The organism is Ruegeria sp. CDSA246, assembly GCF_059611225.1.
In genome coordinates this window covers 509,980-534,041 of the sequence record NZ_JBXWPD010000001.1, presented here as the reverse complement: position 1 = coordinate 534,041, position 24,062 = coordinate 509,980, and the positions used below count along the sequence as shown (strand labels likewise).

The 24,062-nt window shown below is 55.0% G+C and carries 23 protein-coding genes and 1 pseudogene; 15 read left to right on the top strand and 9 right to left on the bottom strand.

Going from position 1 to position 24,062, the window contains the following annotated elements; translation table 11 throughout:
• Positions 1-3 precede the first annotated feature (3 nt).
• The 5 genes from AC2FI9_RS02670 to AC2FI9_RS02650 all read left to right on the top strand — a co-directional run bounded on the left by AC2FI9_RS02670 (position 4) and on the right by AC2FI9_RS02650 (position 5,023).
• Positions 4-1,722 carry an alkaline phosphatase family protein gene (locus tag AC2FI9_RS02670; RefSeq protein WP_282021410.1) on the top strand — a complete coding sequence of 573 codons (1,719 nt, stop codon included), beginning with the start codon at positions 4-6 and terminating at the stop codon, positions 1,720-1,722.
• On the top strand, positions 1,719-2,504 hold the full coding sequence (locus AC2FI9_RS02665) for a hypothetical protein (protein ID WP_271946083.1): 786 nt from the start codon (positions 1,719-1,721) through the stop codon (positions 2,502-2,504). The genes AC2FI9_RS02670 and AC2FI9_RS02665 overlap by 4 nt, the downstream gene beginning before the upstream one ends.
• Before the next feature lie 72 nt (positions 2,505-2,576).
• The gene (locus tag AC2FI9_RS02660; RefSeq protein WP_271946085.1) at positions 2,577-3,434 is read left to right on the top strand and encodes a DUF1269 domain-containing protein; all 858 of its coding nucleotides are present in this window, start codon (positions 2,577-2,579) and stop codon (positions 3,432-3,434) included.
• A gap of 109 nt (positions 3,435-3,543) precedes the next feature.
• A complete protein-coding gene (locus tag AC2FI9_RS02655) occupies positions 3,544-3,783 on the top strand; it encodes a hypothetical protein (protein ID WP_271946087.1) in 240 nt (79 codons plus the stop codon).
• Between the two features lie 22 nt (positions 3,784-3,805).
• The gene (locus tag AC2FI9_RS02650) at positions 3,806-5,023 is read left to right on the top strand and encodes an AI-2E family transporter (protein WP_271946089.1); all 1,218 of its coding nucleotides are present in this window, start codon (positions 3,806-3,808) and stop codon (positions 5,021-5,023) included.
• Between the two features lie 35 nt (positions 5,024-5,058).
• Here the strand turns inward: AC2FI9_RS02650 and AC2FI9_RS02645 are convergent, their stop codons facing one another.
• Positions 5,059-6,147: a mechanosensitive ion channel family protein gene (locus tag AC2FI9_RS02645; RefSeq protein ID WP_496765308.1), complete on the bottom strand. Its 1,089-nt coding sequence runs from the start codon at positions 6,145-6,147 to the stop codon at positions 5,059-5,061.
• Positions 6,148-6,509: 362 nt separating this feature from the next.
• Here AC2FI9_RS02645 and cls point away from each other — a divergent pair, with 362 nt between their 5' ends.
• The gene (cls, locus tag AC2FI9_RS02640) at positions 6,510-7,898 is read left to right on the top strand and encodes a cardiolipin synthase (RefSeq protein ID WP_496765306.1); all 1,389 of its coding nucleotides are present in this window, start codon (positions 6,510-6,512) and stop codon (positions 7,896-7,898) included.
• Between the two features lie 3 nt (positions 7,899-7,901).
• Here the strand turns inward: cls and AC2FI9_RS02635 are convergent, their stop codons facing one another.
• Positions 7,902-8,798 carry a YegS/Rv2252/BmrU family lipid kinase gene (locus AC2FI9_RS02635; protein ID WP_271946095.1) on the bottom strand — a complete coding sequence of 299 codons (897 nt, stop codon included), beginning with the start codon at positions 8,796-8,798 and terminating at the stop codon, positions 7,902-7,904.
• 459 nt (positions 8,799-9,257) lie between these two features.
• On the opposite strand from AC2FI9_RS02635, the gene AC2FI9_RS02630 reads away from it, so the two are divergent.
• Positions 9,258-9,965, top strand: coding sequence for an IS6 family transposase (locus AC2FI9_RS02630; RefSeq protein ID WP_496677384.1), 708 nt, complete (start codon positions 9,258-9,260; stop codon positions 9,963-9,965).
• A 103-nt stretch (positions 9,966-10,068) separates the two neighbouring features.
• Here the strand turns inward: AC2FI9_RS02630 and AC2FI9_RS02625 are convergent.
• Positions 10,069-11,071 (bottom strand): annotated as a pseudogene (locus AC2FI9_RS02625) (AbrB family transcriptional regulator).
• A 140-nt stretch (positions 11,072-11,211) separates the two neighbouring features.
• Between AC2FI9_RS02625 and AC2FI9_RS02620 the strand changes: the two are divergent.
• Positions 11,212-11,889 (top strand): GntR family transcriptional regulator, encoded by a 678-nt coding sequence (locus AC2FI9_RS02620; protein WP_496765304.1) that lies wholly within the window; start codon positions 11,212-11,214, stop codon positions 11,887-11,889.
• A 129-nt stretch (positions 11,890-12,018) separates the two neighbouring features.
• Here AC2FI9_RS02620 and AC2FI9_RS02615 read toward each other — a convergent pair whose 3' ends face one another.
• Entirely contained in the window at positions 12,019-12,897 is an 879-nt protein-coding gene (locus tag AC2FI9_RS02615) for a LysR family transcriptional regulator (protein WP_496765302.1), read from the bottom strand.
• A gap of 106 nt (positions 12,898-13,003) precedes the next feature.
• Between AC2FI9_RS02615 and AC2FI9_RS02610 the strand changes: the two genes are divergently transcribed.
• Genes AC2FI9_RS02610 through AC2FI9_RS02600 form a run of 3 tightly spaced genes read left to right on the top strand, consistent with a single transcriptional unit; the run spans position 13,004 to position 14,651 of the window.
• The gene (locus AC2FI9_RS02610) at positions 13,004-13,345 is read left to right on the top strand and encodes a hypothetical protein (protein ID WP_496765300.1); all 342 of its coding nucleotides are present in this window, start codon (positions 13,004-13,006) and stop codon (positions 13,343-13,345) included.
• Between the two features lie 3 nt (positions 13,346-13,348).
• Positions 13,349-13,603, top strand: a complete 255-nt coding sequence (locus tag AC2FI9_RS02605) for a hypothetical protein (RefSeq protein ID WP_496765298.1) — start codon at positions 13,349-13,351, stop codon at positions 13,601-13,603.
• 43 nt (positions 13,604-13,646) lie between these two features.
• Entirely contained in the window at positions 13,647-14,651 is a 1,005-nt protein-coding gene (locus AC2FI9_RS02600; RefSeq protein ID WP_496765296.1) for a GlxA family transcriptional regulator, read from the top strand.
• Positions 14,652-14,658: 7 nt separating this feature from the next.
• Here AC2FI9_RS02600 and AC2FI9_RS02595 read toward each other — a convergent pair whose 3' ends face one another.
• The 5 genes from AC2FI9_RS02595 to AC2FI9_RS02575 form a co-directional block, all read right to left on the bottom strand.
• The gene (locus tag AC2FI9_RS02595; RefSeq protein WP_496738636.1) at positions 14,659-15,219 is read right to left on the bottom strand and encodes a sarcosine oxidase subunit gamma; all 561 of its coding nucleotides are present in this window, start codon (positions 15,217-15,219) and stop codon (positions 14,659-14,661) included.
• On the bottom strand, positions 15,212-18,157 hold the full coding sequence (locus AC2FI9_RS02590) for a sarcosine oxidase subunit alpha family protein (protein WP_496765294.1): 2,946 nt from the start codon (positions 18,155-18,157) through the stop codon (positions 15,212-15,214). The genes AC2FI9_RS02595 and AC2FI9_RS02590 overlap by 8 nt, the downstream gene beginning before the upstream one ends.
• On the bottom strand, positions 18,154-18,441 hold the full coding sequence (locus tag AC2FI9_RS02585; protein ID WP_058277765.1) for a sarcosine oxidase subunit delta: 288 nt from the start codon (positions 18,439-18,441) through the stop codon (positions 18,154-18,156). Before AC2FI9_RS02585 ends, AC2FI9_RS02590 begins: the two co-directional genes overlap by 4 nt.
• A gap of 13 nt (positions 18,442-18,454) precedes the next feature.
• Positions 18,455-19,705, bottom strand: a complete 1,251-nt coding sequence (locus AC2FI9_RS02580; protein ID WP_496765292.1) for a sarcosine oxidase subunit beta family protein — start codon at positions 19,703-19,705, stop codon at positions 18,455-18,457.
• Between the two features lie 77 nt (positions 19,706-19,782).
• Positions 19,783-20,646, bottom strand: a complete 864-nt coding sequence (locus AC2FI9_RS02575) for a LysR family transcriptional regulator (protein ID WP_496765290.1) — start codon at positions 20,644-20,646, stop codon at positions 19,783-19,785.
• 107 nt (positions 20,647-20,753) lie between these two features.
• Between AC2FI9_RS02575 and AC2FI9_RS02570 the strand changes: the two genes are divergently transcribed.
• Genes AC2FI9_RS02570 through AC2FI9_RS02555 form a run of 4 tightly spaced genes read left to right on the top strand, consistent with a single transcriptional unit; the run spans position 20,754 to position 24,055 of the window.
• Entirely contained in the window at positions 20,754-21,353 is a 600-nt protein-coding gene (locus AC2FI9_RS02570) for an amino acid synthesis family protein (protein WP_496765288.1), read from the top strand.
• On the top strand, positions 21,325-22,104 hold the full coding sequence (locus AC2FI9_RS02565; RefSeq protein WP_496765286.1) for an alpha/beta fold hydrolase: 780 nt from the start codon (positions 21,325-21,327) through the stop codon (positions 22,102-22,104). The genes AC2FI9_RS02570 and AC2FI9_RS02565 overlap by 29 nt, the downstream gene beginning before the upstream one ends.
• Positions 22,101-23,021, top strand: coding sequence for a flavin reductase family protein (locus AC2FI9_RS02560; RefSeq protein ID WP_496765284.1), 921 nt, complete (start codon positions 22,101-22,103; stop codon positions 23,019-23,021). The genes AC2FI9_RS02565 and AC2FI9_RS02560 overlap by 4 nt, the downstream gene beginning before the upstream one ends.
• Positions 23,021-24,055 carry an LLM class flavin-dependent oxidoreductase gene (locus tag AC2FI9_RS02555; RefSeq protein WP_496765282.1) on the top strand — a complete coding sequence of 345 codons (1,035 nt, stop codon included), beginning with the start codon at positions 23,021-23,023 and terminating at the stop codon, positions 24,053-24,055. Before AC2FI9_RS02560 ends, AC2FI9_RS02555 begins: the two co-directional genes overlap by 1 nt.
• Positions 24,056-24,062: the final 7 nt, after the last annotated feature.

Below are 24,062 nucleotides of genomic sequence, written 5' to 3'. Positions count from 1 at the left end.
TACGTGATCGAACCGAGAACTTTTCCCCTGCTAATCAGATGGTTGGTTGTTGGAGGCAGCTTGGTCGTTCCGTCTGTCTCAAGCGCTCAAGGCAAGCCTCGACTGGTTCTTCAAATAACTGTTGATCAGTTGCGTGGAGACCTAATCGACAGATTCAGTATCCACATAGGAGAGGGCGGCTTTCGCTATTTGTTGGATCATGGCGTCAATTTTACAAATGCTCATCACCGCCATGCCAACACTGAAACAATTGTCGGGCACACGACGCTCGCGACCGGCACGGACCCTGCTATCCATGGTATGGTAGCCAACCTGTGGTTTGATCGAAAAACTGGCAAGCCTTTCTATAACGTGCAGGATCCGGACTTTCCTTTGGTCGGGGCTACCGGAGTCGATGCGGAGAACGAAATCGATCCGACCCAACGAGCAGCCACAACTGACGGTCGGTCTCCCCGCAATATCATCAGTTCAACTATCTCCGATGAAATTGGCCTGCACTTTGGGCCGACTTCAAAAGTGTTTGGTGTGTCGGTCAAGGATCGCGGTGCAATTGCAATGGCAGGTCACGCTGGTGACGCTTACTGGTTCTCAAAGTCAGAAGGCCGGTTTGTTACAAGCACGTTCTATCGCGACGCCTATCCCGGTTGGATTGAGGATTGGAACTCAAAAGGCCTTGTCGCATCATATGCCAATCGATCTTGGACTCTTCTGGGAGACGTTGGGAAGTATGCCTTTGCAGACCGCGACGACCAACCGTGGGAAACCGATATACAGGGGTTTGGCCGGACATTTCCGCATAACTGGGGAGCGGCAGAAGGGAAATACTTCACAACGCTCTTAACCCTCAGCCCGGCTGGGGATGAAATAACAGTAGATTTTGCCAAAGCCCTGTTGGATGCAGAACAACTGGGGCAAGATGACGTTACTGATTATCTGTCGGTCAGCTTGTCATCTACAGACTATGTCGGCCATATGTTCGGCCCTTCAAGCCTAGAAGCCGAAGACAATTTCGCGCATCTCGACAGGCAAATCGCTGACCTTTTAACACATGTGGATGCCGTAGTTGGTCTGGAAAACACATTGATCGTTTTGTCGGCAGATCACGGCGCACCGGAACACCCGGATTTTCTGGCGACTCTAGGCATTGAAGCTGGTTTGTTCAGCTTTGAACGCGTCGATACAGAACCAGGATTTGTGCGTCTTCAAATTGATTTTGGTGAATCCGCTGATCTGGTTCAGAACTTTTCCAACCCCTACGTCTATTTGAACCAAGATCTTATTTCCAAACGTTCTTTAGATCCTTTGGTCGTCGAACGAGCTGTTGCTGAGGAACTTCAAAAGCTCCCCGGCATTGCCTATGCGGTTGGGAGTTCAGATTTGCGACGCGGGTCGTTTGCAAAAACCAAGATTAGCGATGCCGTCTTGGCTAACTTTAATCCAGATAGGTCGGGAGATATCTATGTGGTGTTCGAACCGCATTGGTTTGTGGCTGATTTTGACGGGTTGCACGTTGCGTCTGCTCATGGCTCTCCCTGGACATACGACACACACGTTCCCCTAATTTTTACAGGTTCAAATATTGTTCCACAAACCGTCGCACGACGCGTCGAAACTGTGGATGTCGCGCCTACGATTGCGTCTCTTCTGGGCACTAAGCCCCCTTCCGGAGCGGTGGGTGCACCTTTGCCAGAAGCGATGCCCGAGACAAAGGCAGCCCCATGAAATCCTTCTTTATGCGCTTAGCCCAACTTTCCATTCTGTGCGTCGCCAGCACTCCGGCCTATGCGCAATCTGATGCAGCGCAAGCCAACAATCCGCTGGCTGATATCACAGCGTTCAATATCCAAAACTACTATATCGGTGACTTTACAGGACCAGGTAATGCGACCGGAAATCAATTTGTTCTGCGCTATGCAAAGCCGGTCACTTTAGGCAGCTCAAATTGGCTGATCCGAGCCTCGTTGCCATTTAACTCGTTACCGGTGGGAACAGATGGCCAAACTTTGAGTGGCGTCGGAGATTTTGATGTTTTTGCGGCCTATCAGTTTACTACGGGTAACCCCGGAATTAGTTTTGCGCTTGGTCCGCAAGTGGTCGTGCCAACAGCCTCCGACGACCGCTTGGGAGCCGATCAATGGCAGCTTGGGTTAGCCAACGTTTATTTCAATGCAACTTCGCCTGTCTTTCAGTATGGATATCTTCTGACATGGCGTGGAGGCGTTGGGGATACAAATGGGCGCCCACGCGCCAATTTGGGTGCCTTTCAACCCTTTGTTTTTTACCAACTGGGCAATGGGTACTACACGGGCGGCGCCCCGATCTGGACCTACAATTTTGTTAATGACAGCTATTCTGTCCCATTGGGCATTCGCCTAGGCAAGGTCACCAAACGCGGCAATACCGTTTACAACTTTTTTGTCGAACCGCAGTACTCGGTTTTCGACAAAGGAATCGGTCTGCCCAAATGGCAAATTTACGCGGCACTTAACATGCAGTTTCAATGAGCATTTAGTGTTTAGAAAAGTTCCTGTCCACTAAGAAATTCCCGCCTAAAATCAACCATCAGGAGTACTAACATGGAAAAGTTTATTGCCGTCGTTTTCGAGGATGATGCTGCTGCATTCAAGGGTGAAACCGCACTGCGCGCGCTACATTCCCAAGGAGATCTCGCGGTGTATGCCGCTGCAGTCATTGGGAAAGATCTCGAAGGCAAAGTTGAAGTTAAGAAGGTGGAAGATGAAGGGCCGTTGGGAACGGCACTGGGCCTCGTTCTCGGCGGAATGGTTGGTGTTTTGGCCGGCCCGGTGGCAGTCGCATCCGGAGCTGCAGTCGCCGGATCTGCGGCTGCAGCATCAGTGGCCGCCTCAGGAATGGCTGTCGGATCGATGACAGGTGGATTGTTTGGTGTCTACAGAGATCTTTGGGTTGCGGGAATAGATTCTACGATGCTTGACGAAATCAGCATCGAACTTATTCCTGGTAAATCTTGCTTGGTGGCCTCGGTTGACGAAGTTTGGACATCGCCATTGGATGTCAAAATGAGCGAGGCTGGAGGAGTGGTTTTCCGCAAGCCACGCGCCGATGCAATCGATGAACAATACGCTGCTGAAATGGCGGAACTTAATCGGGAAATTGCAGAGCTAAAAGACGAGTGGAAGCAATCTAACGAAGAAACCAAACAAGCAATCCACGACAAAATCGACGCAACCAAGGCAAAGGCAAGTATAGCCAAAGAAAAAATCTCGCAACGTATCACCGAACTGAACAGCCAAACAGCTGCAAGGCTCGAGGCGATTGAAGAGCAAATTGCGGTGGCCAAAGAAAATACAAGGAACAAGTTTGAAAAGCGTAAAGCTGAAATTCAGGCAGACTACAAAGAACGAAAGGCCAAGCTAGATGCGTCAATGTCACTGGCCAAAGAAGCATTGACCTAATTCTTTTTAGTAAGATGTTTAAACATCCAACCAGCACCGTTTAAATTGGCAGTGCAGATAAACCCGAGAGCCGTCTCGCGGCAATTACGTGTTACAAAAGGTGAAAGAAATGCCCGATCTGAAGGCCATGATGGCCGAGCTACAACAAAAGAGAGATGAAATTAAACTTCAGTTGAACCTTGGAACAATGGAGGCGGAAGACGAGTGGGATTCACTTGTTTCGGAGTGGGATAGGTTCCTGTCTACATCACAATTTAATCAGTCGGCGGATGAAGTCGGCGAAGCTGCGCGGGAACTTGGTTTGAAAATGAAAGCCGTATATGATAAGGTTCGGAAATCCGTAGGGTAATAGACAGGAAGTAGCCCAGCCGGTGCCAGATCAACAGCAAACACACGTTTTTAGTCTGGCGTTTTGGCACCGGGTTGTCGTGATCGCCTTTTTTACTATCGCAGGACTGGTCCTGGCGGCTGATGTTCTAGTTCCATTGTCGATTGCTTCCTTGATTTTCATTCTTCTGACTTCCGCAGTCGACAGGTTATGTCAGGTTGAAATTCTCGGGACACGGATCCCCAGATGGTTGGCCCATGTCATTAGCGCTGCTCTTTTAGTGTTGGGATTGCTCGGATTACTGTCAATTCTGACCAGTCAAGCGGGCGCGGTTGCCGATGCGTTGCCTAGATATGAAGCAAGGTTCTCTGAAATCTTGGCCCGAGTGGTCACTCTTGTTGGAGACAAGAACTATCAGGCAGCGCAACAGGCGATCTTAGAGATGGACTTCACCGGCTTCGCTGGCGGAGCAATCGGTTCAGCCGGAAGCTTTTTGAGCGCCTTCTTTCTGATCCTTCTTTATATTCCTTTCATGATGCTGGAACAGGGGCCCATGAGGTTGAAAGTCGCACTGGCAGCGCCAGATGCGGAATCCGCACAAAACTTACACCGCGTGCTGACGCGCATTTCAGAAAGCGTGCAGCGATATGTAGGAATCAAAACACTCGTTAGTTTCCTAACGGGTGTCGGTAGCTACGCGATCATGAAGCCCGTGGGATTGGATTTTGCCGAAACCTGGGCCATCCTGGCATTCGTACTGAACTTCATTCCAACGATTGGTTCAATCATCGGGGTAGCGTTGCCCTCGCTCGTTGCTCTTGTGCAGTTTGATACTAACACGCCTTTTCTAATTATTTTGGTGGGCTGTGGGGCGGTTCAGTTCATCATCGGGAATATTCTGGAACCATCGCTAACCGGAAAATCACTAAACTTGTCGCCTTTGATGGTTATCCTCGCACTGACGTTCTGGACCGCAATCTGGGGTATCCCCGGGGCTCTACTAAGCGTGCCGATTACCGTCTGTACTATGATCGTGTTAGCCAACATCCCATCGACGAAGTCACTCGCAATATTGATGTCGGGCGATGGTAACTTGTCCGACGGTAGTCAAAAAGACAATCCAGTAAGGGAAGTAGCACAGGGCGAAGCCTCTGAAGCTGCACGTCGAAAATCTAAGCTGACGGTATCCAAATCCGAACTAGATACCGAAACAGAAGCAATCCGTCAGGAATTTGAGCAAAACTTAGACAACCGGAGCTAGACGCTTGGGAAATACTGATCGGTATCATCAGGAGGTCACGGAATGGCTGATCCGCGCAGATTGATCGATTGTGTTGGATAGGCCAGTTCTGTTCCTGCCGCGCGCACTGTCTCAAGGATTTTGAGCGAAAGACTTTCATTCACACGGAGGAAATTGTCGTATTCAGGGGTAGTCGTCCACGCGTAAAAAATGATGGTTACGGCGCATTCTGACAACCCTTCGACATAGACATGTTTCGGTGCCTCTTCAGACAATTCGAAATCTCCACAGGCCGACAAATGTTCCCGCAACGTATCACGCACCTGAAGGACCTGAGCCTCGGTACTGTCTAGAAGCAACGGTATGCTAAGCATGACCCTTCGATGTCGGCGGTGTGAATAGTTTAGGACAACTGCGTTGGATAACTCGGAGTTCGGAACATGCCGTGGGATCTGATCGAACCCACGGATTAGGGTGGAGCGCAGGTCAATGGATTCGACTGTCCCGACAAACGAACCGTCGATTTGAATCGAGTCCCCAATAGCGAAGCGCTTTTCACTCATGTTATTCATGCCTGCCACAAGATTGCGGATCAGGTCCTGCGTCGCGATAGCCAATCCTGCGCCCAGTACTCCAACACCGGTCAGCGCACCGCTGATGTCGACCCTCCAGACTTCTAACAGTGACGTAATGGCAAACAGCAAGATGCCAAAACGGGCAACGCGCTCCATCCATCCGGCCTCCATCCTGACTTCTCCAAACCGGTCGCTCTGAAGAAGGGATACAAAAGACCCGCTCAGGTTGTACCACCCTGAGAATACTGCGATCACAGCGATTGAGGCCATAACGCGCCTAAAAATGTCACCAGGCATGTTTGGAACATTCAATGTTTCCAGAACCACAAAAACAGCAAAGGTCACAATCAAAACTGATGTGGTCCGCATCAGTTCGTCAGCTACCTTTTCCGAAAGTTCAATGGACAAGCGTCTGAGAAGTGCCCGAAACATTGCCATAAGCCATCGTGCAAGTGGCCGCCTGCCGATGACAACGGCCAAGAGAAAGATCAAAGAGAGAATTACGCTGCTTTGATTTAGTTCGGCCTGCCAGTGGCTGAAACGTTCCTGCATTTCGACAACTGCGCTCATCGACGGAGATTGAGTTTCTTCCAATTGCTGAACTGGCCTCTCTTTTGGATCATGTAGGTCGTAAACTTCTCAAACGACACCCGAAGTTTGCAGGAGGACAGCATCGGAAACTCTGGGAGAATCTTCCAGCTTTTTCTGGAGTATCGGGATAAATTGCTCCTAATTTGTCAAAGCGGCATACGAATGAAAATTCTCTATCGAATTGCAACCCGAGCTCAACAAGAACTGCGTTTCTACGCGCTTGCCCTAGGCGATCCTTTCCTGCGAGTATCGGTTAATCTGGTGGATCTCCACCGGGTGTTGGAACGCCCTTTCAGCAACCGTGAACCAAAGAGGCCCACATGGTGTCCACAATTCTGGTCTTGCTCCTGATCGCCCTCGAAGCCACTGCCATTTGGTTTGCATGGAGAGCGATCTCATCGGCGCGAACCTCTCAGGGTGCAGTGGGTTGGGTCGTTTTTTTGATTACTGCCCCGTATCTTGGCGTTCCGCTTTACCTTTTTTTGGGGCATCACAAGTTCGACCGATACTTAACTGCGCGCCGCGATAGCGAGGAGGTAATTGACGGAATCAAGACGTTTCGCGAGGTCAATGCCCCCGACGTGCCTACAGAGTTTCCGTCCGAAGCGTTGGAAAGGATATCTGAACTCCCTGTGGTCCGGGGCAACAACATGCGAATCCTATTAAACGGGCAGGAAACGTTCGATGCAATCTTTGCCGCTATTGACGCAGCCCAAGATTACATTCTGGTGCAGTTTTATATTGTTCATGATGATGATCTGGGTCGGAAACTGCAGGACCATCTGATCACCGCAGCAAAACGTGCAGTTGCAGTTCGGTTCATGTGCGATCCAGTTGGGAGCGTTAAACTTCCAAACTCCTATCTTAATGATCTCCGTTCAGCCGGTGTGCAAGTAGTTGAACCCGCGCAGATGCGCGGAGCTAAAAACCGATTTCAACTCAATTTACGCAATCACCGCAAGACGGTGATCGTCGACGGAACGGTCGGCTTTACCGGCGGATTGAATGTTGGAGACGAATATATGGGGCGCGACCCAAAATTCGGTGATTGGCGCGACACACATGTCGAAATCCGTGGCCCGATCGCCTCGCAGTTGCAACTGGTGTTTGTAGAGGATTGGCATTGGGCAACTGAAGAAATCCTGATTTCGGAGATGAACTGGGAGGCTGGTCACATGGAAGAGAACATGTCCGGGTTAATCGTCCCAACCGGTCCCGGGGACGAAATGGAAACCGGTGCCTTGTTCTTTTTCACGGCAATCGCGAATGCCAAACGTCGGATTTGGATCGCTTCGCCGTACTTCGTACCCGATACCGATGTGCTCACAGCTTTAAAACACGCTGCGTTGCAAGGAGTAGATGTCCGCATCCTGGTTCCGGACGTCATTGACCATAAGATTCCTTGGCTTGCCGCTTTTGCCTTTTTTGATGAAATCCGCGAGGCCGGAGTACAGGTCTTGAGATATAGTTCCGGTTTCATGCATCAAAAAGTATTGGTTGTTGATGATACTTTGGCCGCGATAGGGACAACGAACATGGATAACCGCTCATTCCGGCTGAATTTTGAAGCAATGGCCGTTTTCTTCGATACACGCGCCGCCGGGGCTACAGCCGCGATGCTGGAAAAGGATTTCGAACGGTCGTTTAGGCTAGACAAATTGCTTGCTGAACAGCCCCCGCATATCCGGATTGGCGCCCCGATTGCCCGCCTGTTCGCTCCAATTCTTTAGAGATCAAGACCCAGTAGAAGGTAGCGCAAAGCTTAGTCTACCCGGTAGAACCGAAATTTCGAACCTCGTGTCCACCATCGGTTCACCGTCAAGGTTTAAGTGGAACGGTGTTTCTGTTTCCAACACCGCATGTTTGAAACGGCTACGTTTTACGAGCCCCGCAATCGGGTCACTCAGGTCGGGGAAATTTCCAAAAGACAGGTTTGCAGGTGGCCACTCGTCCGTGGTCAAAACACCCAGATCGAGCAACCCGTCGAACATGTCAGCCTCTGGAGTTACTTCGAACCCACCACCGGCAAAGCGGTTGTTGCCAATTACCAGCGCAGAAACCGACGCCCAGTTATGCTCTGACCCATCCAAAGCAATCATGGCCTGCGTTGGTTTCAGCTCAGAAACTCGCGCCAATCCGGTAAGGGTGTAGGCTAACCCTCCTAGCCGCCTCTTAACTTCTTTGGGAGTTGTCGCGGTAATCATGGCCCCAAAACCGCCACTGGCGACATTCACGAATGGGCGACCGTTGATGGAACCAATATCTATCGACCGGGCTCTTCCGGTTGCGGCCTGCACCAATGATGCAGAAAGATCCGATCCGTCATCACCATAAGACCTGGCAAAGTCGTTAGCAGTGCCCAAAGGCATAAGCCCCAAAACAATGGTTGGTCCCGCATCGCATCGCAATAGGGCGCTGGTAACCGCGTTGAGTGTCCCGTCACCACCTCCTGCAACAAAGCGCGTCACCCCCTTGGCCAAGTGCTTGTGTATCGTTTTTCGCAACTGTTTACCTGACCATGGGATAGCAATCTCCAGACCAAGCTCCTTTTCCAGAGGTCTGACAGCCGAACGTACGTCAGGTCGGGCCGCAGATTTTCGATTGAGGATGAGGAGTGTTTTACAATCCATGAAGCCGGCCTTTTCCTCTCATTTATTCAGGTTCTTGATCACTGCCTTGGCAACCGTCGTGGCCAACCCAGGGTCAAACGCACCTAAAGGATCACGCGCCATTTTCTTTAGTGCGTCCGTGGCAGCTCTGGCTTATGCCGCTGCCATACAAAATTCGGCTTTGGTTGCCATTGTTTTTAGCCCTCCAAATCTGACCAAACATGTGATCGACGGTATGTTTTGCCATCCCACTAGGCCAATATTACTCAAGTAATTCACATTGGCCCTGAGCGGTGTCTACGCGGTGCTTCCTGAGAGCAAAAAAACTCAATGCCAAATTATGCCCCGAATTCAATAAGATTGCTACTCCCGTAGCACCGCGCAAATAAAACCAGTGGATTTCACTCCACAGAAACCGTGTTGGGTCTTGTCAGAAGAACTTTGCTTGAGAGGGGTAGGGCGGTTGCGTAGCTTTTGTTCATGACCAGACCTGCCTCATTCAAATACTTCAAAACCAGCCCTGAGATTATCCGCCTTGCGGTGATGCTGTATATTCGGTTTCCACTCTCGCTTCGGAATGTCGAAGATTTACTGCACGAGCGAGGCATCGACGTGAGCCACGAAACTGTCCGATACTGGTGGAATAGGTTCGGCCCGATGTTTGCTGCTGAGATCAGGCGGAAGCGGGTGCAGCAGCTGTGCGCGTTCTCGAAATGGAAGTGGCACGTGGATGAAGTCTTTGGGAAGGTGAATGGCAAACGCCGCTATCTCTGGCGTGCAGTTGATCACGAGGGCGAGGTGCTGGAAGCCGTTGTCACCAAACGCCGAAACAAAGCTGCAGCACTGAAATTCCCTAAGAAATTGATGAAACGGCACGGTTGCGCCGAGGAGGTCGTGACCGACCGTTTTGCATCCTACAAAGCAGCGCTCAGAGATTTAGGCGCCCTCGAAAAACAACAGACGGGCAGGTGGCTCAACAACCGCGTTGAGAATTCGCACCTGCCTTTCCGACGAAGAGAGCGCGCTATGCAACGTTTCAGGCGCATGCGAAGTTTGCAGAAATTCGCCTCCGTCCATTCCTCTGTCTACAACCACTTCAACCAGGAAAGATCGCTAGCCAGTCGAGACACCTTCAAGCTGACCCGCGCCGCCGCTCTTAGCGAGTGGCGTCAACTCTGTTCCGGATAGGTTCGCGGTTTCCTCGGCAAACTGAGACTGGTTCGAATTAGTCTGACAGCACCGCCACAATCCCCTATCAACATTTATCCAGCCGCGTTTTTACGTGAATCCGTCAATCCCTGGATTTCGACCAGCGCAGAAGTAGGTTGGCCGCGATTGGCGCGCCGATGATCACGACGACAATGCGCGCCAGGTGGTGTGTGACCACATAGCCCAGATCCGCCCCTGATACGATGGCCAGCACTGTCATCTCTGCCTGACCGCCCGGTGCAAAAGCTAGAAAGGCTTCGACCGGATGGCCCAGCCCCAGCGTGGTGACCACTGCCGTGAAAGCAGCGGCCAGAACGGCCAGCAAGATCACATAGGTGAACCCAGCCGCCACGACGCGTGTGAGTTCCGACCACGTGATGCCGACGAACTTGACGCCGATCCCACAGCCGATGAAGAATTGGGCGAACAGGATCGCCTCGCGCGGGGGGGCGGGTATGGATGAAATCCCCAAGCGATAAGGCCGCTGTCAGGATTAATGGTCCAAGAATCGAGGCACCGAAAAGCCCGATCTTCTCTCCACCTTTCCAGCCGACAAAAACTGCGACCGCCATGAGTATCAGTTCATGCAAGGGTAGGGCCGAGGCAGGTTCGCCCAACGGGTTGGTCAGTTCGGCACCTTAAAACAAAGTCAGGAACAAAGGGGCAAGGGTGACGATAATCAATACGCGCGTCCCGTGGATCAGAGACAGGGTTCGCGGATTGGCACCGGCCTCGGCTCCAAAGATAACCATGTCCTGAAAGCCGCCCGGCATGGCCGCAAAAAACGCAGTTTTGTCGTCAAAGCCCCAGAATTTACGAAAGAACGGCACACCAACCATTGCAATCAGCAGGATAAATACCGGTATCAGCAAAAGGGACGCCGCCATCTTTGGAAGTTCCGCGAACAGGCTGGGTGTGATCGACGCCCCGACCGCGACGCCAAGAATGGTTCTGGACGTGACCGAGATTTGCCCGAAATCCCGCATGGGTGCGTGTGCCAAAGCGGCAATCAAACACGCTGACATCGGCCCGAACAGAAAGGGCAGCGGCAGGTTCAACGCCCAAAAAACTGCAGTTCCCAACATAGCCAAAGTCAGCGTGACTTACCGTTGCAACAGCGGGGACAAATGAAGGCTTGAAGCGGTCAAGGATAGTGTCCGATTTCGTTGAATAAGATGTGTATCCAAATGTATACAAAGATATCCAATATGCAAGATTGAGATTGATGAAAACTCAAGAAGATCCTAATCAGACCGGCCCGCAGGGGAGTTCCGCTTATCAGCGTTTGCTGGATGAAATTCGCGAGGGCGTTTTGTTGCCAGGTGACAGGCTCAGAGAGATCGAGCTGTCCGAAAGACTGGGTGTCAGCCGAACACCTGTGCGCGAAGCGATACGGCAACTCGAAGCGGATGGGTTGGTTACGCATGTCCCTAGGCTGGGCGCAACGGTTCGCAGCCTGAGCTATTCGGAAGTCATGGAGCTGTACGAAATGCGCGCCGTACTTGAGGGCACGGCGGCACGTTTGGCGGCACGCTCGGCTTCGGATGTGGAACCGGACGAACTGAATGTCCTGAACAATCGCCTTGCCGAGGCTGGCACCGGTCCGGTGGCCGCCCAGTTGAACCGTATTTTCCATGCTACACTATTGGATGCCGCCAAAAACCGCTTTCTCACAAAGTCGATGCTATCGCTGCAAAAGGCGCTGTTGATATTGGGCCCGTCCCAAATGCTGGACGGTCAGCGCGCAGACGATGCCGCGGATGAGCATCGCCGTGTGATGGAAGCCTTGCAGGCTCGTGACGGCGACGCAGCCGAGCTGGCGATGCGCGCCCATGTTCATGCGGCCCAGCGGATGCGTATCCGCGCTTTGCAGAAACGGGACCGCGCAATTGATCAGACCTGATCTGAGGAGTTGATCGTCCTACCTCTTGGTCCTAGGCTCTTTCGCCAAACCACTCCTCCCATCCGCAGAAGTCGACGGAAAATCCGGCCATCGTGGAGGTCGTTGTTTAGGCTTTTCCGGTACAAACACTCAGCTGACCACTTTCAAAGGGTTGGGGCCTTCAACCTCGCGGCTGATCTCTTGAACCAGCGCCATCGCGGCAGGGTTTCGGCGCTTAACATGCATCCGCGCGACAAAAATGATCGCCGGGGGATCGGGGAACACGCCTTTGATCACCTCTATGTCCGGTGTGACATGCATTCCATTCAACAGGGCGACGCCCAAACCGGACCGCACGGCCGACTGAATGCCAGTGGCGCTTGGGCACTCTAATACGTTGTTGAAGCGGTGCCCTTGCAGCTGCCCATCTCCGAAGCCCCATTTTCGATAGAAGCACTGGCTGTCGAAGGACAGAAAGGGAACAGGTGCTGTCGTATCCAGTTGGAAATCCGGTGATTTTACCCAGTGCAGAGTGTCCTCGAACAGGATCAGGTCATCTGGCCGCGCATCGTGCCGAAAGATTTGCATGACGGCGACATCCAACTCTCCGGCCTTCAACCACTCTTGCACGTTCATACTTTGACTGGTGCGTGTTCGGACCTGAACGTCCGGATAAAGCCGTGTGAAACGACCCAATATGCGAGCGATGTCGCTGGTGGCCGTGTCCTCGGTCATACCCAGCCGGAGTGCGCCGGCCAAAGGTTTCTTGCCCAAGCTGGCAAGCGCCTCATCGTGCAGGGAACAAATTCGGCGGGCATAATCGCACAGGCGCAGACCAGTATCCGTGAACAGAGGGCCACCGGGTCGGCGCGCCAGCAGATCGCAGTCCAGTGCTTGCTCTAACCGTCTGATTTTGTGGCTGACTGCCGATTGCGACAGCGCCAGATGCTCGGCCGCGCGCGTCACGCCGCCATGGGATGCGATGGCTAGAAGGGCGCGCAGGGCGTCAATTTCCAATCGGTCGGTCATTTGTGAAGCCATGACAAATTTGGATTGAAGTATGAATATCATTCATTTGTGTCACATACCAGTATTGAACTACTGGTCAGGAAATCCAAAGCACAGGAGCATTCGCATGCCGCATCTCGTCCCGGACCACACAGTGATCAAAACCCCGCGGATGGCCCCCGGAATCCATGGGGTGGGCGATCCGGTGGTTTTGATCCACAGCACATTATCTTACATCCGGCGCGACGTGCTGCCTGAAATGGCAGCGGCGGGCAACAGGGTACACTTGTTCGATCTGGCGGGTCTTGGTCAGTCTGAACGGCCTTGGAATCCGGCGCTTAGTGGGCCGGTCACTGATCAGGTTCCCGTCGTTCACAAGTTGCCGAAAAATTCCGGTCAATCCCCGATAAATGATCAGCCCAAACAGACACCCGCGCCGCTGATCAATCTCCTGAAGCGAAAGGGCTGAGCCATGACAGATCAAATCAATACCCGTGACCAGCGCGGTCTGACGACCGTATTCGAAATCGGCGGATCGGTTCTGGCCATGGCCTATGCCTTGTTGATCGCGTCTAATACAGGGGCCGAGCTGTTCGGGTTTGCCCTGTTGTTACTGTCCTCGGGCCTGTTTGCGGCCTGGGCCGTGATTGATCGCCGCTGGACGTTCCTGTTGTTGCAGGGGTTTTATGCGGCCTCGGCGATCATCGGCTTGATCCGGTGGACATGAACTTCGCATAGGGCAGTTGCGGAAATCTTGTTAGAACAGCCTTATGCGAAACGAAGACAGAATCAAAATCGGCTTTTTGCTGTTCGACGGCTTTCCCATGGCTTGCCTGACCTCGGTGATCGAGCCGTTGCGGGCGGCCAATGAAATCGCCGGGCAAGAGGCGTTCTGCTGGTCGCTGCTGTCCGAGCGTCAACAGAAAGTACAATCCAGCGCAGGTGTCCGGTTCGAGGCCGAGAGGTCTTTGACCGACTGCAAGGATATCGACATTTTGTTCCTTCTCAGCAGCCCAACGTCCGGCTTTGACAACACAACCGTTGGCAACGGTGCTCTGCGCAGTCTCGGACGGCATGGCACCGTTTTGGGCGGGATTAGCGGTGGGGTTTTCCCATTGGTCCGGTCCGGGGTGATGGGGGGGCAACCTGTTTCCGTCCATTGGTGCTATGAGGCCGCATTTCTGGCTGAGTTTCCCGAAGTCGACTCGCGTAGCGAGGTGATCGTGAAAACGGCGACACGCTACACCGCAGCCGGTGCCGCTGCCGGGTTCGATCTGGCCCTGCATCTGATCGAGGATCGGCTGGGTGGCGAAGTCGCGCATGAGGTTGCCTGTTGGTTTCAACATCCGATGATGCGCGGGGCAGGTGTGCGGCAGCAGGTTCCTACCACGACCGCGCCGGAAACTGGCGACAGCCTGCCGCCGCTGGTGTCGCGCTGTGTCGACCTATTCTCGGGCCACATGAGCGAACCGATTTCCATCGCAGAGGCCGCACAGCAGATGGGGGTTACGCCGCGCCAGGTGGAACGTGCCTTTAAACAGGCGACAGGCCAAAGCCCCAGCCACTATTATCGCGCAATGCGCATGAAGGCGGCGCGCCAGATGGTGGTCTATACCAAAGACCCAATCGCAGACATCGCGGCTGCGATCGGGTATGGTTCAGTGGCGCCGCTTGTGACGCATTACCGGTCGGCCTTTGGGCTAAGCCCCAGCGAAGATCGCCGTAGGATCAATCGCTTCCGCGTTGAAGGTAATGCGCCGCTGCCGTCAGTCTGACACTGCTTTACAGCGCCGAACGCATTGCAGTGACGATGGCATGATGCAACGATCCGGCGGATGAACGGGGGCCATAAATGCTGAACGCTTCATCTGACCGACAGAGAACAAAGCAGCCAATGTGGTGAATTGAGCAACGGGCGACGCTGCCCGCATCGATATTGCGCAGGTCCAGCATAGATAACAGTTCCAACACAGCCGGAATCTGATCGCCGTTCAGGTCGAAACGTGTCCAACCGTCGGTCTGTTCTGTCACCGACGCGGTATCGCCCAAAGCGGACTTCACCTGATCAGCAAGCTCCTCGTGCGTGTCAAAAGGCGCCTCGATCATCCACTGATCCGGACCGGCCCAAAAAGCAGTGACAGTGTCACCGGCATGTTGGCCGATACCAGGTGCAGGGGCACCGATCAGTTTCGCCAGGGCTTTGCTGGCTTTGGTTTCCTGTCCCATCCGCGCGGCGACGGATGCCAGTGCGACGCCCGGAACTTCCCGGCACGTAACCCCGCCAACAGTGTCGACCTGCGGTTCTGACCCGCCCAATGCGGTTATTGCAACTAGATCATGCACGCAGACGCTCTCCTTCGGGGTCAACGAAATGGGCCGATACAATTTCGACTTCGACGGTCAGATCGGTCAGTGGGGACACGAGGCGCATTTTCTCGCCCATCCGGTTGGCACCATCCTTCAAAAGACCCAGCCCGATATTGCTGTTCAGAATGGGCGAATACGCAGCCGAAGTGACATAGCCCTGATCGTGCGCGGCATCCACAGGGCCGGTCGTGTTCATCAGATGGCCGCCCGCGGTGACTTTTTCTTCGGGCGATACCGGTTTGATCCCGACCAGCCGCAGGACATCCGGTTCTACCAAAGCCTCGCGTTCGGACAGGGTCGATCCAATGCTGTCTTTCTTTTTCGACACCATCTTACCCAATCCAAGGTTCAATGCCGTTGTGGTGCCATTCAGCTCGTTTCCTGCCGCGTGGCCCTTTTCGATCCGCATGACGCCCAGCGCTTCGGTGCCGTAAGGGACCACGTCAAATTCCTCACCCTCGGTCATCAGACGCCGCATCAGGGCGTCGCCATAACGTGAAGGTACCGCGATTTCGAACGCCAACTCTCCCGAGAATGAGATCCGGAACAGCCGCGCGCGCAACCCGCCGCAGACCGTAATGTTGCCACAGCCCATAAACGGGAACGCGTCGTTCGAGATGTCGAATTCAGGGTCGACGATCTTTTGCAACAGCTTGCGCGAATTGGGACCAGCGACAGCATATTGCGCCCAGGATTCCGTGGTCGAGATCAGCTGCACATCCATATCCGGGAACAGGCATTGGCGCACAAATTCCATGTGACGATAGACATTTACCGCGTTGGCCGTGGTCGTTGTGACGACAAAATGATCCTCGGCCAGACGCGCGGCTGTGCCATCGTCCATTACCATACCGTCTTCGCGAAGCATCAGGCCATAGCGGGTTTTTCCCACGGGAAGCTTGGCGAAACCGTTCGCGTAGACGCGGTTCAGGAAATCAGCCGCGTCCGCGCCCTGCACGTCGATTTTTCCAAGTGTCGTACAGTCGCACACCCCGACGGACGCGCGGGTCTGGCGCACTTCACGGTCCACTGATTCACGCCAATGAGTCTCACCCGGAAGGGGGAACCACTGCGCGCGCAGCCAGTTGCCGACTTCGACAAACACAGCGCCTTTCTCCTTGGCCCAGTAATGCGAGGGCGTCAGGCGCGTGGGGTGGAATTCTTGTCCCTTCATCCGACCGGCGAAGGTGCTGATCGGAACAGGCGTGTAAGGCGGGCGAAAAATGGTTGTCCCTGTTTCGGGGATCGATTTTCCGGCCACCTCGGCCATGATCGCCAATGCGCTGATGTTCGAGGTCTTGCCCTGATCAGTCGCCATGCCAAGGGTGGTATAGCGTTTCAGGTGTTCAACTGACCGGAACCCTTCCTGATAGCTGAGTTTGACGTCTTTGACGGTCACGTCATTTTGCTGGTCCAGCCAAGCGCGTTTGCAGCCTTCGACATACCAGAACGGTTTCTGCGCGATCGGAGTATCCTCGGCCTCGGGCAAGACAGGCTGAGCAACGCTCAGCTCCAGCGCTGCAGCGGCAGCCTCGGCACCGGATTGCAATGCACCTTGCGTAGACATCACTCCGTTCGCTGCGCCCGCGACAGTCAATCCGGCGGGCAGATTTGAACCGGGCACAAAGGCGGCCAGATCGTCGTTCCAAACCGGACGCCCGCGCTGATGGCAGGTCAGGTGCACATTCGGGTTCCAACCCCCCGAAACGCCCAGCGCGCCGCATTCCAGCGTGCGGGTCGAGCCGTCGGGCAGGGCAACTTCGACAAAGGTCAGACCAAGACGCCCCTTGGTATTCACAACCTGTGCGCCGCTCAGGACTTCGTAATCGTAGTTGACCGGAGCATCCTCGCGCACGTCGACAACGGCGCAAATGTGAACGCCCTTGGCATGCAAGTCGGCGGCGGTGCGGTGACCGTCGTCGTTGTTGGTAAAGATCGCCACGCGTTGAGAGGCCGTAACCGCAAACCGATTGGCATAAGTTCGCAAGGCGCTGGCCATCATGATGCCGGGGCGGTCGTTGTTTTCGAACGCAATTGGCCGCTCGGTCGCGCCAGCACACAGCAAGGCTTTCTTGGTGTAAATGCGCCAGAGGATTTGGCGCGGCTTACCGGCGGGCAGGGTGGCCACGTGATCCCCGGTGCGTTCTACAGCGCCATAGATGCCGTGGTCGAAGGCGCCGATGACAGTGGATCTGGCCATCAGCCGGACGTTGGGCAAGGATGACAGTTCCGCGACGGCCTGCGCTGCCCAGTCGCTGGCGCTTTGATCGTCAACCGAAAATGTCTCGCTGTTCAGACGTCCGCCGAACCGAAAATCCTCGTCTGCCAGAATAACATCCGCTCCAGCGCGCCCCGCGGTGAGAGCTGCCATCAAGCCCGATGGACCGGCGCCGATGATCAGCAGATCACAGTGGCGGAACCCCTTGTCATATTCGTCGGGGTCAGCCTCCATCGACAAAGAGCCAAGGCCCGCGGCGCGACGGATGATCGGCTCATAGACTTTTTCCCAAAAAGCGGCCGGCCACATGAATGTCTTGTAATAGAACCCGGCGGACAGGAAGTTTGAGAATAGATCATTTACACCCAGCGCATCGAACTTCAGGCTTGGCCAGCGGTTCTGCGATTGCGCCTCCAGCCCGTCAAACATCTCGGTTGTTGTGGCCCGTGTGTTGGGTTCCTGCCGGTTGCCAGAGCGCAGCTCGACAATGCCGTTGGGTTCCTCGGATCCGGCGGTCAGAAGGCCGCGTGGGCGGTGATACTTGAACGAGCGTCCGATCAACCGCACGTCATTGGCCAGCAAAGCCGAAGCCAGTGTATCGCCGGGATGGGCGGTATAGTTGCGGTTGTCGAACCGAAAGTTAACAGTGGTGTTGCGGTCGATCTGGCCACCGCCCAGCCTGTTGGATTGCGTCATTTGGATCGCCCCCGCGCGCGGGCCACATCGCGGGCCAGTTCTACCTTAGAAATCTCATGAGTGGTGGTGTCGCGGGTAACGACCAGCCAAGACCGGTCGCCAGCCTCATGATACCACAGTTCTTGATGCTCGCCTGCGGGATTGTCGCGCAGATAGCCGTATTCATAGAACGCGTCCGCCGCGTCTTCGGCCTGCCAGTCCGGGCGGTTAATCAGTGACGCGTCACCCAGATAGGTGAATTCAGATGCGTCGCGCGGGCCCAGAAGGGGATGGTTGATAATCATTCTCGTGCTCCCCTCAATGCAGGTTGGGCTGGTTGCCCACGCCCTTTTCGTCGATCATCCGGCCCGTGCGGAACCGGTCGAAGCGATAGGCCGTGGCGGTAGAGTGCGGTTCGTCCTTCGCCAACAGATGCGCAAAACAGTAACCGGACGCCGGGGTCGCTTTGAACCCGCCGTAACACCAGCCGCCGTTGAAATAGAGCCCCTCAACCGGTGTGCGGTCGATGATGGGTGAGCCATCCATCGACATGTCCATAACACCACCCCACATACGCAGCAGACGGGCGCGGCCGATCATTGGCATCAACGAGACGCCGCCTTCGCAGACATCCTCGACCACAGGCAGATTCCCGCGTTGCGCAAAGGTGTTGTAACCGTCGATGTCGCCGCCAAAGACGAGCCCGCCTTTGTCGGATTGGCTGACATAGAAATGTCCGGCCCCATAGGTGATGACGCTGGGCAGAACCGGCTTCAGACCCTCGGACACAAACGCCTGTAACACGTGGCTTTCGATCGGTAGGCGCATGCCCGCCATGCCCATCACCCGGCCCGAGTTTCCGGCAACAGCGCAGCCGACTTTGTTAGCCCCGATAAAGCCCTTTGAGGTCTCGACGCCCAGGCATTTGCCGTTCTCGATACGCAGCCCGGTGACTTCGCAATTCTGGATGATGTCGACACCGTGGCTGTCCGCGGACCGGGCAAAGCCCCAGGCCACGGCATCGTGGCGCGCGGTGCCGCCCCGCCGCTGGGCCAGACCGCCTTTGATCGGGAAACGCGCGTCGTCGAAATTCAGATAGGGGTGTTCTTTGCGTACCTGATCGGCATCCAGCAATTCGGCATCTGCACCGTGCAGGATCATCGCATTGCCGCGCCGCGTATAAGCGTCGCGCTGACCATCCGTGTGGAACAGGTTGAGTATTCCGCGCTGGCTCATCATGGCGTTGTAGTTCAGGTCTTGTTCAAGCCCTTCCCACAGTTTCATCGAGAATTCATAGAACGGCTCATTCCCGTCCAGCATGTAGTTCGAGCGAACGATTGTCGTGTTCCGCCCGACATTGCCGCCGCCGATCCAGCCCTTTTCGACAACCGCGACATTGCGATGACCGTAGACCTTGGACAGATAATGGGCCGTCGCCAGCCCATGACCACCACCGCCTATGACGATAATGTCGTAATGAACTTTGGGTTCGGGGTCACGCCAGACCGGTTTCCACCCTTTGTGGCCGGTAAGCGCCTCTTTGATGACTCGAAAGCCTGAATATCGCATGAATCGGACCTTTTTTGCCAGAATTCACTATTTTCCTGCTCAGCGATATCCTCAGATGCGACATTGGTGTGTCTGAATCAGACCCTTTGGTGTGACGAGCCGGGAACCAATTGTGAAAACCATGATACAAAGGCGTCAACCTCGGGTGATGCGCGCTGCACGGCCAGAAAGTACCCTTCGGCCGCTGGAGCAGTCTCATCGAAGGCACGCGCGACCTGTCCGGTCTGCAGAGCGTGATCGGCGATAAGTGCATTCACCAAGGCCACGCCGTTCCCGGAAGCCGCCAATTGCAAGGCGAGCCCGTAAGAATCGACATAATAGGCCGGGGTATGGATTTTATGACCGGTGACTTCCGCCCATGTGGACCAGTTGTCTGACGTTCCCACGGCCTCGATCAGGGGCAAGTCCTGAAAAGCGCCAACCAAGCCAGGTGCTTTTACCGCGATCAGGTCATTCGGTCGTAAAGGCATTGCATCCCGTCCAACCTGTTTTTCCGACCCGAACCGGATTTCGACATCGGCGCGCAGGGCCGAGTATTCATCCGGCCAGATCGTGCTGACAAAGCGAATGGACGTATCTGGGTTTTGCTCTCGGAACCGAGGTAACGCTGGGGAAATCAACCATTCGATGATACTGATCGACGCCGCAACAGTGACGTGCTTGGCCCGTTCCTCTGCCAAATACGGAGAGGCGGCGGATTGCAGCAATTGCAGTGCGGCTTCGACTTGCGGCAGCAGCTTTCGCCCCTCATCCGTCAAGGACAGGCCGCGCGGGTGCCGATGAAACAGAACGACACCAAGCCGGGATTCCAGCGACCTGATTTGTTGGCTTACGGCGGATTGAGTCAATCCGATTTCATCCGCCGCAGCTGTTGAGCTCAGCCGTCGGGCCGCAGCCTCGAAAGACCTGAACCATGTAAGGGGGGGCAGTGTTTTGGGCATGTGCAACCGACCTAGTAGCTTTGTTAATACCTAAGACCCAACTTCTTTCGTTTGTCAAAGTGCCGGCCAATCAAAGATATTTCTCGTACTCAAGATTGGGGGATATCGTGCAGCCGGAAATTCGTAAAATAGTGACCTTCGACGAAGAAGTTCTGATCGAAGGATATCGCAAAGCCGAACGGCCGTGGCGCATGTTCGCCGTGGCAGCGGTTGTCACGAACCCTTGGGTCGGGCGTTTCGTCGAAGATCTGCGGCCTGAAATTTTGGCCTATGGCCCAATTCTGGGCCAAGAATTGACCGACAAGATGATCGCGCTGGCCGGAAGCGGCGAGGCGATTGAGGCTTATGGCAAGGCCGCGGTTGTGGGGCTGGACGGAGAGGTCGAGCATGCCTCGGGCCTGATCCACACGCTGCATTTCGGAAATATCTTCCGGCAGGCAGTTGGTGCCAAGTCCTATCTTTCATTCACCAACACCCGGGGGCCTGCGAACACACCGATCATGGTGCCACTGATGGACAAGAACGATGCAGGCCGCCGGTCACACTATCTGACGCTGCAATTCGCCATCCCCGACGCGCCCCGTGCGGATGAGATCGTCGTGGTTTTGGGCGGAGCAACCTCGGGCCGTCCGCATCATCGCATCGGCGACCGTTATCAGGACTTGAAGGATTTGGGCCATGACGTGGACAACCCGGCCTCGGTCTGACATCGGCGGGCTCGCCGCTATAGACGAAGGTGAAGGCCCGCTTGTGGTTCTGCTCCATGGCGTTGGCCTGCGGGCCGAAGCCTGGGGCGCGCAAATCGATGCGCTGTCTGCCGCCGGGTATCGTGTTCTGTGTCCGGATATGCCCGGGCACGGAAAAACCCAGTTTCAAGGTGCTATAGGGCTGGATGGGTACTCCAACCCGATCGCGGCCCGATTGACCGAGCCTGCCGTTCTGATTGGGCATTCCATGGGAGCTTTGATCGCTTTGGACGTTGCGGCATCGGGGCATGATCAGGTGAGAGGCGTTGCCGCGTTGAACGCAATTTACCGCCGAACCCCCGAAGCGCGTGCGGCTGTCACGACCCGCGCGGCGGCACTGGATGCTGCGGCCATAAACGATCCCACCGTGACTTTGCAGCGTTGGTTCGGCGATCAGGTTTCAGAAGAAGGCGAAGCCTGTTCGCGTTGGCTGAAAGATGTCCACCCGGGCGCATACAAAGCGGCCTATACCATCTTCGCCGAAAGCGATGGGCCGACTGACGCACAACTGAGGCAAATCAAATGCCCGGCACTGTTTATGACAGGCGCGGATGAGCCGAATTCCACACCGGGCATGTCACAGGGCATGGCGCAGAAGGTGACAAATGGGCGGGTAGAGATAGTCCCAAATGCTGCCCACATGATGCCCATGACGCACCCTGCTGACGTTAACGCTAAATTGCTTGAGTTCGTTCGGAGGTGCCTGCCATGACCGAGATAGACACTCGCTCCCTGCGTGATGCATTCGGCAACTTCATGACCGGTGTAACGGTTGTGACGACCCGCGACACCTCTGGAAACCCGGTTGGGTTCACGGCAAATTCCTTCACGTCCGTGTCGCTTGATCCGCCTTTGCTGTTGGTCTGCCCCGGCAAGTTTCTGTCCAGCCACGATACCTTTGCCGGATGCTCGCATTTTGCGGTGAATGTTCTGGCAGATGGGCAGCAGGGCGTCTCGAATACCTTCGCAAGTTTCAAGGGCGACCGATTTGGTCGGGTGGCGCATCGCGACGGAGCCAATGGCTTGCCGCTGATCGACGGAGCGCTGGCGCAGTTCAGTTGTGAAACGCATCAGGCGCTGCCCGCAGGCGACCACACGGTTCTGATTGGTCGTGTCACAGACTTCACCCATATCGGTGGAAACGGTCTGGGTTATGTGAACGGGTCGTACTTCAGTCTTGGGCTCGAGCGTCAGATGGACGCGCAGGTTCCGACAATCTGCGGCGCGATTGTTGCGGCAAATGGCAAAGTTCTTCTGGAACGCTACGAAGGCGCATTTCGCCCGGTTCAAATCGCCGGTGCAGAACCCGGGGGGCAACGCAACAGGTTGGCACAGGGCCTTTCTGATCGGGGCATTCAGGCGCAGATCGAACAGGTCTATTCTTCGTTCAACGATGCCGAAACGAACCTGCACTACACGTTCTTTCTGGCGTCTTGCGTTCAGAACATCCCGGTGGAAAATGCCGAATGGGTAGATATCGGCGATCTGGCTGATCTGACTTACGCCAGCAATAGTTTGCACCACATGATGACCCGCTACGCCCTTGAAGCCCGCGAAGGCGTTTTCGGGCTGTATCTCGGCGACGCCGAGCGCGGCGAAATTCACAGTTTCGGTAAAGGAGCCATTTGATGGAGTTTTCACTGTTTGCCCACGTGGAACGTCTGACCCCGGATCAGCCTCACGATGTTCTGTATGATGAATTCGTGAGCCTGGTGAAGATGGCTGATGACGGGGGCATGCGGGCAGTTTGGACAGGTGAACATCATGGGATGGAGTTCACCATTGCCCCCAACCCGTTTCTGTCGCTGGTCGATCTGGCGCATCACACGCGCAATGTGCGGTTGGGCACCGGAACGGTAATTGCGCCGTTCTGGCATCCGATCAAACTGGCAGGTGAGGCCGCCGCAGCGGATCAGATGACGAAAGGGCGTATCGAGTTGGGGATCGCGCGCGGTGCGTATTCCTATGAATACGAACGTCTGATGCCGGGAATGGACGCTTGGGAGGCGGGGCAGCGCATGCGCGAGTCCACCCCGCTGTTGCCTCAGATCTGGAAGGGCGATTGTGCCCATGAAGGCGAGTTCTATGCGTTTCCGGCCGCAACTTCGGCACCGAAGCCATATCAGGAGGACGGCCCGCCAATCTGGATCGCCGCGCGGGATCCTAACAGCCACGAATTCGGCGTTCACAACGGATTCAATATTCAGGTCACCCCGCTGTGGCAGGGTATGGAAGAGATCGAGACCCTGATGGGGCGGTTCAACGATGCCTGTGACAGCTACGAGGGGCTGCGCCCCAAGATCATGCTGTTGCACCACACCTATGTCGGTAAAGATGACGACGATGTTGCGCAGGGCGTGCAAAATCTGCGCCGGTACTACAATTACTTTGGTGCTTGGTTCCTGAATAAACGGTCGGTTGAACAGGGCTTGATTAAGCCGATTACCGAAGCCGAGATGGACGCGAACCCGATGTATACCAAAGAAAAATTGGGCCGTGATCTGACAGTTGGGACTGCCCAACAGGTGATCGACAGGATCAAGCGCTATGAGGATCTGGGTTATGATGAGTTTTCGTTCTGGGTCGACAGCGGCATGACCAATGAACGCAAGCGCGCCTCTTTGGCGCGGTTCATCGACGACGTCATGCCGGCATTTCAGTGAGGACGAC

Coding starts and splice junctions, on each gene's coding strand:
- AC2FI9_RS02660 (WP_271946085.1), top strand. CDS start 2,577: ATGGAAAAGTTTATTGCCGTCGTTTTCGAGGATGATGCTGCTGCATTC.
- AC2FI9_RS02560 (WP_496765284.1), top strand. CDS start 22,101: ATGACCGAGATAGACACTCGCTCCCTGCGTGATGCATTCGGCAACTTC.
- AC2FI9_RS02645 (WP_496765308.1), bottom strand. CDS start 6,147: ATGAGCGCAGTTGTCGAAATGCAGGAACGTTTCAGCCACTGGCAGGCC.
- AC2FI9_RS02635 (WP_271946095.1), bottom strand. CDS start 8,798: ATGGATTGTAAAACACTCCTCATCCTCAATCGAAAATCTGCGGCCCGA.
- AC2FI9_RS02600 (WP_496765296.1), top strand. CDS start 13,647: ATGCGAAACGAAGACAGAATCAAAATCGGCTTTTTGCTGTTCGACGGC.
- AC2FI9_RS02620 (WP_496765304.1), top strand. CDS start 11,212: ATGAAAACTCAAGAAGATCCTAATCAGACCGGCCCGCAGGGGAGTTCC.
- AC2FI9_RS02585 (WP_058277765.1), bottom strand. CDS start 18,441: ATGATTATCAACCATCCCCTTCTGGGCCCGCGCGACGCATCTGAATTC.
- AC2FI9_RS02610 (WP_496765300.1), top strand. CDS start 13,004: ATGCCGCATCTCGTCCCGGACCACACAGTGATCAAAACCCCGCGGATG.
- AC2FI9_RS02630 (WP_496677384.1), top strand. CDS start 9,258: ATGACCAGACCTGCCTCATTCAAATACTTCAAAACCAGCCCTGAGATT.
- AC2FI9_RS02615 (WP_496765302.1), bottom strand. CDS start 12,897: ATGACCGACCGATTGGAAATTGACGCCCTGCGCGCCCTTCTAGCCATC.
- AC2FI9_RS02565 (WP_496765286.1), top strand. CDS start 21,325: ATGACGTGGACAACCCGGCCTCGGTCTGACATCGGCGGGCTCGCCGCT.
- AC2FI9_RS02575 (WP_496765290.1), bottom strand. CDS start 20,646: ATGCCCAAAACACTGCCCCCCCTTACATGGTTCAGGTCTTTCGAGGCT.
- AC2FI9_RS02580 (WP_496765292.1), bottom strand. CDS start 19,705: ATGCGATATTCAGGCTTTCGAGTCATCAAAGAGGCGCTTACCGGCCAC.
- AC2FI9_RS02555 (WP_496765282.1), top strand. CDS start 23,021: ATGGAGTTTTCACTGTTTGCCCACGTGGAACGTCTGACCCCGGATCAG.
- AC2FI9_RS02655 (WP_271946087.1), top strand. CDS start 3,544: ATGCCCGATCTGAAGGCCATGATGGCCGAGCTACAACAAAAGAGAGAT.
- AC2FI9_RS02605 (WP_496765298.1), top strand. CDS start 13,349: ATGACAGATCAAATCAATACCCGTGACCAGCGCGGTCTGACGACCGTA.
- AC2FI9_RS02665 (WP_271946083.1), top strand. CDS start 1,719: ATGAAATCCTTCTTTATGCGCTTAGCCCAACTTTCCATTCTGTGCGTC.
- AC2FI9_RS02590 (WP_496765294.1), bottom strand. CDS start 18,157: ATGACGCAATCCAACAGGCTGGGCGGTGGCCAGATCGACCGCAACACC.